The organism is Pontibacter sp. FD36 (assembly GCF_015686655.1).
Classification (GTDB): domain Bacteria; phylum Bacteroidota; class Bacteroidia; order Cytophagales; family Hymenobacteraceae; genus Pontibacter.
Genome location: NZ_JADPMP010000011.1, coordinates 178902 through 192037, shown reverse-complemented (window position 1 = coordinate 192037; position 13136 = coordinate 178902). Strand labels below are relative to the sequence as shown.

Genomic DNA, 13136 nt, shown 5'->3' with positions numbered 1-13136 from the left:
TTGGAGAATAGTGCTCCGTGCGTATTGACACAAAGCTTTTCTGGGCATAACTGGGAGCAGAATTCAGCGAGTTGAAAATTAACAGCCCCGGCCATAGGTATAGCCGGGGCTGTTATTAGTACTGGTATAGCTGGAATTTAGCTGATCGGCACTTTTCTTAAAATCGCCTCGATGAAATCCTTCGTGCGGATGCCATCTGCCTCTGCTTCATAGTTGAGGATAATGCGGTGGTTCATCACATCATGCGCCACTTCTTTGATGTCTTCAGGCAACACATAATCGCGGTCGTCGAAGTAAGCGATGGCTTTGGCGGCACGGTTAAGGGCAATGCTGGCACGTGGTGATACACCAAACTGGATGTAATCAGCAAACTCGTTCAGATCGTACTCAGCAGGGCGGCGGGTCGCAAACACCAACTCAATGATGTACTTCTCGAGCGTCTCTGATATCTGCACCTGGTTGATCTCGCTGCGAATGGCGAAGATGTCTTCCTTGGAAAGGACCTTGTTCACATTGTCATTGAAAGCCATGTTGGCCATACGACGCATGATCTCTAGTTCGTCCGCTTTCTTCGGGTAGTCAATGTATACCTTCATCATAAAGCGGTCGACCTGCGCCTCAGGCAATGGGTAGGTACCCTCGTGCTCCACCGGATTCTGGGTAGCAAGCACCAGGAATGGCAGGTCGAGCATGTAGGTTGTTTCGCCGATCGTCACCTGTTTCTCCTGCATCGCTTCCAGCAGAGCTGACTGTACCTTGGCAGGGGAGCGGTTCACTTCGTCTGCCAAGATCAGGTTGGCGAAGATCGGACCTTTCTTTACCTCAAACTGGGAAGCATTCTGGTTATAGATCATGGTACCGATTAGGTCGGCAGGCAGGAGGTCCGGGGTGAACTGAATACGCTGGAAGTCGAGGCGCAGGGCGCGGGCCAGTGAGTTAATGGTAAGGGTTTTGGCAAGGCCAGGTACGCCTTCCAGCAAGATGTGACCACCGGTAAAAAGACCGATTAAAAGGCGGTTCACCATATAGGACTGTCCCACTACTACTTTCCCCACTTCCTGAAAAACCTGCTTTATCTTCTGCTGGTGGTCTTTCACCTGGTCCGGATATACTAATTCGTCTGCTGGCATAGCTCAATGGCAATTAAAGGCCCTAAATATAGTGATTCTAAGGGAGGGGCGCAATTAATTGCGTTTGGCTATGCCGCTATGGTATAAGGAGGGTTAAAAAGAAAAGAGCGCCCTAAGCGCTCCTTTTATGTTCTGTCTCAAATATGATGGAGTTTTGAGCCTGTTTCTTCAAAGCTTCCATGCGCTCTCGTTTGGCCTGTCGTACCAGCTCTATCATGCTGTTGAGCCTGTTTTCCTCCACATCTTCGATCGGCAAAATCATAGTGGTATGAGGTGACTCGATGTGGATGCGGTGTTGCCGCGTCATCAGGTATAGCATCAGGAAAAAGCCGCTTAGCAGGGCAAAGGCATCGTTAAAATAAACGAAAAAGGCCGAAACGACGCTAAAAGCAAGGTATAGGGATTTGCCTGTGGCTTTAATTTGCCACGAAGTGATATCTTCGAGCATCACAGACTGGTAGGTTTTGAAAAGCCAGTTGTTCTGCCGTAGAATGACGCGATGGGTGGTAAGTGTCAGCTTCTTATCCACTGTCTGAATAAGGTGCCTTTCTCCACCAAGAAGTCGTGTTACTGCCATTCCTGATGGAGCATTAAGTTTGTTTATTTTCGTGTTGAGTCGTAGCGAGTGTATCACAGCTAAAAATTGGTGTTATCTATACCCAGGATTCCCGGAAGCACCAAAGGGTTGCATGCAAGTCCGGAACAAAGTTAAATAAATAATAATTCTTATACGAAGCCAATTAGCTCTGTATAGGTTTTATTATAATTTCATCCTAGTGGTACTATACCTACGGCAAGTAGCTTTTTAGGATTGTAAATTAGTCTGCAAAAAGTTTGCCCATTTGAGTAATTTGTAATAAAAATTAAAAATAAATTATATTTATATATAGAAGAAGCCGCTCTAAACGTTTAGAGCGGCTTCTTCTATAAGTGCTTTCGGGTTATTTCTAGGCAGTTAGGTAAAATTCTCCTTCGTGGCCATGCGCACGCTGGTTCTTGAAGCGACCAATATCAGTCTGCATATTCTCGTAAATTTCCAAAATATCTTCTGAATCCTGTGTTAACGGTTTTATGTGCTCAAGCAGTAATTTAGCCGCCAGCGGATAGAACTTGGAGTCGTCCGTATTCTTGGCATTTACTTTAAAACTGCTTACATGCGTTTCCAGCTTTTTCAGGCTAGGGTGTTCGCCCTTGAACTCCTGTATGGTGTCGCGGAGCTTCTCCCGTATCATCAGGTACAAATCCTCTTCGAAGGTCATCCCGAAGTCATCATCCTCCTCTTCATCATCGAAGCTGTAATCTAAGTCTTCATCGTAATCGAAATCGTCTCTCATGGCTGATAATAAGGTTATTTTGAATTGTTAGTACGCACAGTTGTTCTTTGGGTGTTGCATAAAGTATACTGTTTTCTTTTCGAACAGATACATAAAAGCAGGGAAGCATCTGATTTAAGCTCCCAAAGAAAATGCATAAATAATGTTTCGTATTCGTTTTTGCAATGCCTCAGGGCACACCTGTATTGAATTATTTTGCTGTTGAAAAAATGTGGCGGGATATTGAATTGAGATTAAAGCGGATAGGCATAAAAAAAGACCTGCTCCCGAAGGAGAGGTCTTCTTTGTAAAGTCGGCTGCCTGGGTCTAGGAGAACTTGCGTTCGATCAGGCGGAGCAGTTTGTTTACGCTGTCCTGCTTCTTGCTCCAGTCATACTTGCGGGCCAGGTCATGAGTAACAAAGTGCATCGCCTCTTCCGGGCTTCTGAACTGGTCTAGCTGCTGGATGGTGTTATAATAGGTCATGTTGTCGCCGTCGAACAGCTCATTGATGAAGCTGAAACGCTGGTTGATCGAGATAGAATTTTTAAGCGACTCAATCTTGCGGTTGCTCAGCGAATCGGCTACTGAAGAGGAAGCAGGTTTGCTGAACTTCTCATTCATAGTCGGACGCTCCGCCTTAAAGCGCTCGTTCAGGTTACTGTCCGGGATGGCGGCAGGTCTGGGCGCAGCGGCTACCGGCGCTGGTGCAGGCATTGCTACGGGCGCGTGAGAAGGTGCGGCCACCGGAGCAGACGCTTCTCGTTGTGCCATATGGATAGGCGCCACAATATCTTTTTCCTCCACAGGAGCGGACGGGGTAGGCTTGGCCAGCGAAGCCGCATAAGCCGCCAGAGGCGAGATCTGCTCCTGTCTGATTTCTTCTTCTGTAATTGGCAGCAGGCTGTTGAATGCTTCCAGTACCTCTGACAGCGGCGCAATGCCATCGCGGTTGGCGTTCAGGTATAGCCTGAAGCGACTCAGGATATAATCGCGGTCGCGGTTGGAAGGAGAGAGCGTGCCTATGAAGCCTGTAAACAGTTGTTTGTCCAGGTCAATGTATTTTAGGTTCTCCTGCAGCTTAGGCAGGGAGATGTCCTCCTGAATGCGCAGGAATTTCTCTTCGAAGGTAGCTACAGGCGCTAACTTGAGCAGGAATGTGTCGTAGATCGCCTTCTGAAGGAGCGGCTCAAAAGCATCGCGTTTGATCAGGATCTTGCGCGATAACACATTCATAAAGTTGAGCAGCGCTTCCTTTACCTCTTCATGCTCATAGTCAAAGTAGGGGCTGCGCAAGTTGGCCATTTCGTGGTGCCACTTGAGCAGAAGCTCTTTTATTACAAACAAATTGACCTGTTTAATGGGCGTAAAGCCAATTAGTTGGGGTCCGTTAATCGTGTCATGCGCAGCAAAGTGACGGTCACAAAGTACATTTGCCAGTTCTTTGCTGTAACGTTCAAGCCTTAATTGATTATATTTGTCTTCCATTGGTATACCTTTCTTTCGTAAAGTTAATAAATAATATGCCAAACTTAACGGTGCAAAACCTGTTCGATCGGCAGGTAGAAGTGGCACCCGGCCAAACGCTGCTGCAGGCCATACAAGCTGAGGGCATCGACTGGATGCACGCCTGCGGAGCCAAGGGGCGCTGCACCACCTGCCGCATTATTGTGCAGGAGGGGCTGGAGCACTTCGGTCCGCTCACCGACAGCGAACAACGCTACCGTGACAGAGGCCGCCTACAAGCTAACGAAAGACTGACCTGCCAGTGTACATTAGTAAGCGGAGATGCCCAGGGCCGCGTGCCCCAGCAGACCATGCTCCCGCACATGAAGTATAGCAACTAGCCAATCAGCCATTACGAAATAGTACATGTTTATAGAACCGCGCGTAGGTAACGAGAACCACGCAATCAGAAGAGGGTGGATAGAGGTGATCTGCGGATCGATGTTTTCGGGGAAGACCGAAGAGCTGATCCGGCGACTGAACAGGGCCAAGATCGCCAAGCAGAAGGTAGAGATATTCAAGCCGACTATCGATAAGCGCTATCATGAAGAGGATGTGGTGTCGCACAATGCCAATGCCATACGCTCTACGCCGATAGACTTTGCGCAGGACATGCTGCTACTGGGCGGCAGTTGCGATGTGGTAGGTATAGATGAGGCGCAGTTCTTTGACGACGGCCTGGCCGAGGTATGCGTGAAGCTGGCCAACAGTGGCGTGCGTGTGATCGCCGCCGGCCTGGACATGGACTACCTGGGCAAACCCTTTGGACCGATGCCGGCTTTGATGGCGGTGGCCGAGTACGTAACCAAGGTGCATGCCATCTGTGTGCAGTGCGGTGATATTGCGACTTATTCTTACCGCAATGCTTTATCAGAGCAGCAGGTGCTGCTGGGTGAAACGGAATCTTACGAAGCCCGCTGCCGCCACTGCTTCCAGGAAGGTATCAAGCAAAAGAAGTAACGCTGGTGCTATACCTGTGGCCGAGGCCGCAGTGCGTTGCATATGATTCCTGATAACATAAGCGAGACCTATACCTAATTTTTATACCTGTGCCGAAGCTGCTTTTGCGTCTGCTATACCTGTCTGTCGTGCTGCTTTGGCTGCCGGCACTAGTGCAGGCACAGAGTCCGGTAGGTATAGGACAATGGCAGCTGCACGTGCCTTATACCCAAGGCAGGGCTGTGGCCGATGCCGGTGACCGCGTATACCTGGCGGCCGATCAGGGCCTGTTTTATTATGACAAGGAGTACCGGAATGTGCAGCCTGTCACCCGCATCGACGGACTGAGCGAGCAGCGCATCAGCACCATTGGCTACGATTCGGAAACAGCTACACTTGTTATCGCCTACGCCAACGCCAACATCGACCTGTTGCAGGAAAACCGAATCGTCAATCTGCCTTCCATCCTGCGCCTTGCCGTCGACGGGGACAAAACCATTCATCATATTCACATCCATCACAAAACAGCCTACCTGTCCACAGCTTTTGGGGTAGTAGTTGTTGATCTGGCCCAGCAGGAGATAAAAGACACTTACACTAACCTCGGGCCTGGCGGTGAGCGCCTTGCTATAAAAGCAAGCACCGTACAAGGCGACTGGCTATACCTGATGACGGACCGGCAGGTATGGCGTGCCAACCGTCTGACAAGCAACCTAAAAGATTTCCGCAGTTGGCAGGCAGTGTCTACTGGTCTTCCACAAAATGCCAACCTAACTGCCATGGCCTCTTTTCAGAATCAGGTATACCTGGCGTCGGTGGCCTATGGCCTGCGTGTGCTCCGGCAGGGTGTCTGGGAGCAGGTTCCTATACCTGATGCCAGCAACATTTTGCATCTGCAATCTTCTACCAATTACCTGCTAAGTGCTACAGAACAGGGCGTTTTGCTGCTGGATAACCGTGGGGTAGCCTCTATGTTGCAGCACCCAGGTATACAGGCGCCACGCATGGCGGTGCAGGATGCCGGGAGCACGACATGGGTGGCAGACAGGCGCAGCGGCCTGATTGCTTGGGGACTTGAGAGTGAGCTGAAGACTTTTGCCCCGCCAGGTCCTGCGTCGAGCAACAGCTTCCGGGTGGCTGCTGGCAATGGGGTGGTGTATGTGCTCAGCGGAGGCTACAGCGATAATTACCAGCCCCTCAACCGCACTGATGGCTACTACGGTTACCAGGGCGGGCAATGGTATAACAACAGCCCTGCTTTATCACCGTCAGGTGGCACGCCGCTCCGGGACTTTGTGGATGCAGTCTACAATCCGGTGACAGGACATGTATACATGGCGACTTACGGGAATGGCTTGCTGGTCTGGAAAGGAGAGGAGCAACCGTTACTCTACAATGGCACTAACAGCACGCTGCTTAGCACGCAGCCAACTACCGACCGCACCGAGCAGGTACGTCTGATCGATGTGGCCGTGGATGCTGCCGGGCAGGTATGGGTGGTGAACCGCCACCGGGTAGCCGGTGCGCCGGGCTTGCATGTGCTGCGTCCGGACGGGGAGTGGCAGGGGTTCAATCTGCCAGGTATAGCCGATAACAGCAACCTGGAGCGACTGGCGATAGACGATAATGGGTACAAGTGGTTGAGTATTAGCCATGCAGGTAATGTGCGCAACGGCTTGGTCGTGTATGACGAGGCAAAACAGCAGGTGCGGGAGCTCAGGGCAGGCGCTGGCAATGGCAACTTGCCAAGCGGAGCCGTGTACAGCATCACCAAGGACCTGAACGGCGACATGTGGATCGGGACGTCAGCAGGAGTGGGTGTGTTTTATAGTACGGCCGCTGTGTTCGCTGGTCAGGTGTACGATGCCCGGATCCCGATCATTGAAGGACGGCCGCTGCTCGGTGGGCAACTGGTGCGCGACATTGCTGTGGACGGTGCCAACCGCAAGTGGATGGCCACTGACAACGGACTCTGGCTCTTCAGCCCAGATGGGGATCGCCTGCTGCAGCATTTTACCATACAGAACAGTCCTTTGCCTTCTAACAGAGTATTGTCGGTAGCTATAGAGCACAGCTCCGGTGAAGTGTTTGTGGTGACAGGTGAAGGTATAGCGTCTTATCGTTCAGGCGCTACGATCACAGAAGGCAAGCCTGAGTGTGCCCAGGTATACCCGAACCCGGTAAGGCCTGATTATACTGGTCTGATTGGCGTGTCCGGGCTGCCAAACAACGCCGATGTGCGCATCACCGACATCAACGGTACGCTGGTATACAAAGCGAGAGCCACCGGCGGCACACTTACCTGGGATGCCCGCGGGTACAACGGCAAGCGCGTAAAAGCCGGCGTATATCTGGTCTTCGCAGCTGACCGCGAGACACGTCAAACCTGTATCACTAAAATAGCCGTACTGGAGTAAATGTTAGTCAAGACAAGAGGCATCGTACTCAACTATATCAAGTTTCGCGAGTCATCGATCATCGCCAAGGTATACACCGAGCAATTGGGCGTGCAGTCGTACATCGTGAACAGTGTGCGCAAAAAAGGCACAGGCTCCCGTATTGCCCTGTTTCAGCCTTTCACGCTGCTCGATATGGTGGTCTATACCTCACACAAAGGCGGCCTGACACGCATCTCTGAATACAAGAGCGCCTACCCCTTCTCCACTATACCTTTTGACATCCGCAAGAGCAGCATTCTGTTGTTCCTGTCTGAAATGGTGTCGCGCACGATCAAAGAGGAGGAGGAGAACCCTGCGCTGTTTCATTTCCTGTTCAATGCCATCATCGAGTTCGACGAGTTGCAGGAGCATTTCGAAAATTTTCACCTGATCTTCCTGCTGCACCTGAGCCACCACCTGGGTTTTGGGCCGAGCAGCGGAACGGAGATTGTGGAGCAAGTGGCCTTCTCGCCTAATGCGCAGTCGCTCACCGACGCCCCGCCGGTACTGGCGCTGCAGGCTTACGAGCAGCTTTTTGACCAATTGCTGCATACACCTGCGCAGGCGGCTATACCGAACGGCAAGGTGCGCCGCGAGATGCTTTCTATCCTGATCCGCTATTACCAGCTCCACGTGGAGCGACTGGGAGAAATCAAGTCACTGGCAATCCTTTCGGAAGTGCTGAGCTGATAAACAGAAAAGGCGATGCACAATGCATCGCCTTTTCTGTTTAGGTATAAATAGCTGCTAGCGTACTTGCAACACATCTATTTCAAATATCAGCACGGAGTTTGGCGGAATGCTGTTGCTACCATAGTAGCCATAGCCCAGGTAAGATGGGATATACAGATTCGCTTCCTCGCCTTTGCGCAAGTGCTGTAGTCCTTCATCCCAACCCTTGATCACCTGTCCGGCGCCTACTAGTACCGAGAACGGCTTACCGCTTCTGAACGAGCTGTCAAATACATCGTTGCTCACATTGCGGCCAATGTAGTTTACCTCAGCATACTGCCCTGGCTTGATTACATCACCTTCACCAGCTTTTTTTGTCAGGATATAAATACCGCTGTTCAAGCGCACAACTTTGGTTGTGTCCACATTGTTGGTCCTGAAGTATTTCCGGATCGTTTCCTCGTCTATCTTCTTCTGAGCCTCTATCTGCTCAGGCGTCACGTAATAAGGATTTTTGTTTTCTTCCTTGCACGACGCAAAAGAGACCAGTACAACGAACAAGAAGAGAGCCTTAGCAAGCCATATGCTCAGTTTCTGCTTTTTGTGTTTCAGGTTCATGGTAATCGGGTTAAGGGTAATTGGAAATTAGTTTTTGATATCAACAAGCTCCACGTCGAAACGCAGGATAGAGTTGGCTGGCATCTGCTCGCCACGTGCCTGCTCGCCGTAAGCCAATGTAGAAGGTATAAGCAGGATGGCCTTGCTGCCTTCGTTCAGTTGCGCAATACCATCGTCCCAACCCTGGATTACCTGACCCTGGCCAAGCGGGAATGTGAATGGCTGACCGCCGCTCATTGGGTTGTCATAAGAAGACTCCAGCTCTTTACCGTCCAAGAAAGACAGTTTGTAATGTACTGATACATTGTCACCTGCTTTTGCTTTCGGGCCTTTGCCAGGCTGTGTTACCACGTAGTACACGCCAGCGTCTGTCTTCTGCACATTCTTCAGGCCTTTCTCTTTGATGTACTCCTGAATTTTGGCGTCATCAACTTTGATTTGCTCTTTGGCACGCTCCTGCTGAGCAAGCATCTGCTCCTCAAACATTTTCTGCTGGTCTGCAATCGCCTCTTCCTCAGACTGGATTTTGTCAGCTTTCAGGAAGAAAGTGAAATGCGTGCCTGGCTTGATGAAAGGAGGCATTGGCTGGTTGAAGGTATTGGCGAAAAGTGAGTCCACACTGATCTTGAACACGCCGCTGTCACCAGCACGCATCATCGTTAGGGCGTCTTCAAGGCTACCTTTAAAGGTTGGCTCCATTACCGGCAGCATCACCGGCTGGCCCTGCTGGCGTGAATCGAACAATACAGAGTCGTCAGCCGTGCGGTACGACATGTGCATCGTGATCACCTGACCAAGACGTGCGCCTGTTGTGTCGTTCGGGTCTATCTCGCCACGGTTCACATACTCACCGTCTTTTTGCTCATATATCTTATAAGCCAGGCCGTCAGCCGTCGTGCGGAATTCGTCGCTTTTGTTTTTGTCGCCGCAGGATTGCAGCAACATAGCACCGGCTAGTACCGGCAATAAGAACTTTGATTTAAATAGCATGGGTTATAGGTTGGATAAAATGTTTGTTACTAAACAGAAGCCTGCAGCTGCTCTTTATATTGTGGCAGCAGGCTTTCAAACCTGGCCACGGTATTCTCGAGACTGTCTATTGACATGCCGCCGGCTGCATTCTTGTGACCACCGCCATTGAAGTTGGCACGGGCAAATTCGTTGACAGAAAAATTGCCTACCGATCGGAAAGAGATCTTCACAGCCTGCGAACGATCGATGATCACGGCTGCAAAAACGATGCCTTCGATGGACAGCGCAAAGTTAACCAGGCCTTCCGTATCGCCGGTTTTGGAGTCATATGCTTTCAACTCCTCGGCTGTAATGGCAATATAAGCTGTTCTGTACTCAGGAAGCACGACCAGCTTGTCTTTGAGGGCATAACCCAGGAAGCGCAGGCGTAGTTCCGAAGAACTGTCGTAGATAAGGCGGTGAATATTAGAGGTGTTCACCCCGATGTGTAGCAGATCAGCTATGATCAGGTGCACGTTTTTGGAAGTGCTCGGGTGGCGGAAAGAACCTGTGTCGGTCATGATGCCGGCATAGAGGCACTCGCCTATACCTGTGTCGATTTTGTCGCCGTCGCCCAGGGCTTTGATGAGGTCGTATACCAGTTCGGCAGTAGCGGCGGCCTGTGGGTTGGAGAAATCCAGGTCAGCGAAATCCTCGGGCTGCAGGTGGTGGTCTATCAGCACTTTAGTGCCTTTCGCCTGACGGATGTACTCACCCATTTCGTTGATGCGCGACAGGTTAGAAAAGTCAAGGCAGAAGATCATCTGCGACTCTTCGATGATGCGGCGTACCAGGGCGTCGTTTTTCTCAGAGTAAACGAGCACATCATCATTGCCCTCCATCCAATTCAGGAAGTTAGGGTAGTCGGAAGGAGTGATCACGGTAACCCGGTGCCCCAGCTTTTTGAGGTAGCCGGCCAGACCCAGTGACGAACCCAACGCATCGGCGTCCGGTTTGTGGTGTGTGGTGATCATCACCTCTTTAGGTTCTCTCAGAAGCTCTTTGAGAGCATTAATGTCGTGCATAAAGCTTGTTATAAATCCGCTGATTAATAGGGATATAAGGCGCAAATTTCTGTAAAAATAACTTCTAAAGCAATAAAATAGCGTTTTAAGACATCGTAGGCGGGCTAGTGAGCAGGAGCAAGGCACTGCATGCAGGTATAGCCGTGCGTGCATTAACATAAATATTTGCAGAAAGTGTAGCCAAAGTGCTGCTATAATTAAGCTAAATGCGCTAATTTTGCACCTTCAAAACGAAACATACACATATTAACACAATAGACATGGCTGGAAACATCACATTTACCATGATTAAGCCGGATGCGGTTGCAGACAACAACATCGGTGGCATTACTAAAATGATCGAGGAAGGTGGCTTCCGCATCGTGGCGATGAAGAAGACAAGACTGACTGAGGAGCGTGCCGGTAAGTTTTACGAAGTACACAAAGAGCGTCCTTTCTACGGTGACCTGGTGAAGTACATGTCATCTGGCCCGATCGTAGCCATGATCCTGGAGAAAGACAACGCAGTAGAGGATTTTCGCAAGCTGATCGGCGCTACTAACCCGGCTCAGGCTGAGGAAGGCACGATCCGTAAGGTATACGCCAAGTCTATCGAGGCAAACGCCGTACACGGCTCTGACTCTGACGAGAACGCACAGATCGAAGGCGACTTCTTCTTCTCTGCTGACGAGCGTTTCTAAGCAAATAAAGAGTACTTATTGATTTCTCAAAAGCCCGCAGGACTGTATGGTCTGGCGGGCTTTTTTGATTATGTTTGCCGCCTGAATTTATTCTTTTATGAAACACGCTATACTTTCTGTTTTCTTTACGCTATGGTTGGGTACGGCCTTCGCGCAGCAAGAAAAGATGATATTCTATAACACTAACTGGCTGATCACCAAGCAGGAACATGCGGCATTTGCCCGCTCAGTCATGATGCCGGATACAGTAGCCAAACTTAAGACGTTGCGAGGTTTTAGCTTTGATGGCGATGTGATTGACTACTACTCGAACGGCAAGGTACTGGCAAATGGCTTTTATGATAGGGGGTTGAAGAGAGGACACTGGCAGTTCTTCCATTTTGATGGGAAACCAGAGAGCAGTGGCGCCTACGAAAACAACTATCGTGTAGGAGAGTGGAAGTTCTGGTGGCCCAACGGCCAATTAATGAACGTGCTGCTTTATGATAGCCTGGGTGTAAAAGTGATGCAGAGTTGGAGCGCAGACGGGAAACAACAGGTCAAAAATGGCAATGGCAAGGTTAGTATTAAGCTGGAAGAAGATGAGAAAAGCAAAGCCATGTTAGAGGGCAACTACCGCAACGGCCTGAAAGATGGGCTTTGGCGCAGAACCAATAACAAAGGTCAATCAGAGATAGAGCAGTTATTCTCTGATGGGGAGTTTGTAAAAGACCAGAAATTCAAGCCAAGTTTAGCTTATCTTAATTCGGGCATTGATAGATTTGAAGTAGGGAATGAGCCTTACTACTTGCAAAAAGTAGAGAGGTGGATGGTTGATCCGCAAATATATGCAGGGAATTATCCTGTAGTAGCTAGTGTGATGGGATGGGAAGTAGAAGCTGTGAAAGTTAAATCGAAGCCGGACTATTATAAGGTATATGCTCAACTGGAGGGCAAACCTTTTATATATGAAGAGCATCCAACAACAGCGCCTGAGTTTCCGGGTGGTGATAAGGCTTACCAGAGTTACATGAGCAAATACATCGTTAACCCTTTGAAACTATCAGGAGTTAAGTTTGAGAAGGTAGTTTATGTAGACTTTGATATCACGGACGAAGGAAAGGTGGAAAATGTGATCCTTCCTAAAAGTATTCAGGAAGAAATAGTGAAAGATATTATCACAAAAGGGTTTACGGCAATGCCTGTTTGGAAACCTGCGACCCGTAACCTCGAACCCATTTACACGCGGTATAGGTATCCGCTCAATCTTTAAAAAACAAAACAGCCGGCTTCTGCAGAAACCGGCTGTTTTGTTTTATAGCTATCGCTGCTTAAGTTCTCGGAATTTTAAAACGCTGGCCCGGACGGATCAGGTCTGGGTTTCCACCGATGGTGTCCTTGTTCGCTTCATAAATTCTGTTCCAGGCGTTGGCATCGCCGTAGAGTTTCTTGGCGATTTTGGAAAGTGAGTCGCCGCTCTGCACGGTATACACATCCTGGTTGGCGCTTGGATCCGTTACCTGCTGCTCGTCTTTGTTTGTAAAAAACTTGTGGTCCTCGGACTGGCCGGGTACTTTGTTAACCTGATCGGAGCTCTTCTTGGCAGGTTCTTGCTCTCCTTTTTTGAAAAAATCACGCAATCCCATATTTCAGTTATTTTAATGTCAGTACTCGTTTTAAGCACAACCGTGAATGCACAGCTGCTTAAATAGATACGCCAATAGGGGGGCATGGTTGTGGTGCCTGCGTGATTGGTTTTATTGAGACGGCTTGCATTAACTTTCATGTACTTTAGCCGTAATCAATGCACGTCTCCTGCATGAGC

14 protein-coding genes are annotated in these 13136 nt (G+C 49.7%); 6 read left to right on the top strand and 8 right to left on the bottom strand.

The genetic code is table 11. From position 1 onward, the window contains the following. Window positions 1-137: 137 nt before the first annotated feature. The 4 genes from I0P70_RS16645 to I0P70_RS16630 all read right to left on the bottom strand — a co-directional run bounded on the left by I0P70_RS16645 (window position 138) and on the right by I0P70_RS16630 (window position 3931). Window positions 138-1130 carry a MoxR family ATPase gene (locus I0P70_RS16645; RefSeq protein ID WP_196120153.1) on the bottom strand — a complete coding sequence of 331 codons (993 nt, stop codon included), beginning with the start codon at window positions 1128-1130 and terminating at the stop codon, window positions 138-140. A 112-nt stretch (window positions 1131-1242) separates the two neighbouring features. Continuing rightward, the gene (locus tag I0P70_RS16640; protein WP_196120151.1) at window positions 1243-1707 is read right to left on the bottom strand and encodes a hypothetical protein; all 465 of its coding nucleotides are present in this window, start codon (window positions 1705-1707) and stop codon (window positions 1243-1245) included. Window positions 1708-2077: 370 nt separating this feature from the next. Beyond that, a complete protein-coding gene (locus tag I0P70_RS16635) occupies window positions 2078-2464 on the bottom strand; it encodes a hypothetical protein (RefSeq protein WP_196120149.1) in 387 nt (128 codons plus the stop codon). 306 nt (window positions 2465-2770) lie between these two features. Next, a complete protein-coding gene (locus I0P70_RS16630) occupies window positions 2771-3931 on the bottom strand; it encodes a hypothetical protein (RefSeq protein ID WP_196120147.1) in 1161 nt (386 codons plus the stop codon). Window positions 3932-3966: 35 nt separating this feature from the next. Between I0P70_RS16630 and I0P70_RS16625 the strand changes: the two genes are divergently transcribed. The 4 genes from I0P70_RS16625 (at window position 3967) to recO (ending at window position 8016) form a co-directional block, all read left to right on the top strand. After that, a complete protein-coding gene (locus tag I0P70_RS16625) occupies window positions 3967-4290 on the top strand; it encodes a 2Fe-2S iron-sulfur cluster-binding protein (RefSeq protein ID WP_196120145.1) in 324 nt (107 codons plus the stop codon). A gap of 25 nt (window positions 4291-4315) precedes the next feature. Next, window positions 4316-4909 carry a thymidine kinase gene (locus tag I0P70_RS16620; protein WP_196120143.1) on the top strand — a complete coding sequence of 198 codons (594 nt, stop codon included), beginning with the start codon at window positions 4316-4318 and terminating at the stop codon, window positions 4907-4909. An 89-nt stretch (window positions 4910-4998) separates the two neighbouring features. Then, complete coding sequence (locus tag I0P70_RS16615) at window positions 4999-7305, top strand: T9SS type A sorting domain-containing protein (RefSeq protein ID WP_196120141.1); 2307 nt, start codon at window positions 4999-5001, stop codon at window positions 7303-7305. Next, on the top strand, window positions 7306-8016 hold the full coding sequence (gene recO, locus I0P70_RS16610) for a DNA repair protein RecO (RefSeq protein WP_196120139.1): 711 nt from the start codon (window positions 7306-7308) through the stop codon (window positions 8014-8016). Between the two features lie 57 nt (window positions 8017-8073). Here recO and I0P70_RS16605 read toward each other — a convergent pair whose 3' ends face one another. The 3 genes from I0P70_RS16605 to I0P70_RS16595 are packed head-to-tail and all read right to left on the bottom strand — an operon-like array spanning window position 8074 to window position 10652. Then, window positions 8074-8616, bottom strand: coding sequence for an FKBP-type peptidyl-prolyl cis-trans isomerase (locus I0P70_RS16605; protein ID WP_196120137.1), 543 nt, complete (start codon window positions 8614-8616; stop codon window positions 8074-8076). A gap of 27 nt (window positions 8617-8643) precedes the next feature. Continuing rightward, window positions 8644-9606 carry an FKBP-type peptidyl-prolyl cis-trans isomerase gene (locus I0P70_RS16600; protein ID WP_196120135.1) on the bottom strand — a complete coding sequence of 321 codons (963 nt, stop codon included), beginning with the start codon at window positions 9604-9606 and terminating at the stop codon, window positions 8644-8646. Between the two features lie 29 nt (window positions 9607-9635). Next, window positions 9636-10652 (bottom strand): bifunctional oligoribonuclease/PAP phosphatase NrnA, encoded by a 1017-nt coding sequence (locus I0P70_RS16595; protein ID WP_196120133.1) that lies wholly within the window; start codon window positions 10650-10652, stop codon window positions 9636-9638. A 260-nt stretch (window positions 10653-10912) separates the two neighbouring features. Here I0P70_RS16595 and I0P70_RS16590 point away from each other — a divergent pair, with 260 nt between their 5' ends. Further along, window positions 10913-11332, top strand: coding sequence for a nucleoside-diphosphate kinase (locus I0P70_RS16590; RefSeq protein ID WP_007654671.1), 420 nt, complete (start codon window positions 10913-10915; stop codon window positions 11330-11332). Between the two features lie 97 nt (window positions 11333-11429). Further along, a complete protein-coding gene (locus I0P70_RS16585) occupies window positions 11430-12584 on the top strand; it encodes a toxin-antitoxin system YwqK family antitoxin (protein ID WP_196120131.1) in 1155 nt (384 codons plus the stop codon). Window positions 12585-12642: 58 nt separating this feature from the next. Here I0P70_RS16585 and I0P70_RS16580 read toward each other — a convergent pair whose 3' ends face one another. Beyond that, complete coding sequence (locus I0P70_RS16580; RefSeq protein ID WP_007654673.1) at window positions 12643-12957, bottom strand: LysM peptidoglycan-binding domain-containing protein; 315 nt, start codon at window positions 12955-12957, stop codon at window positions 12643-12645. Between the last annotated feature and the right edge of the window lie 179 nt (window positions 12958-13136).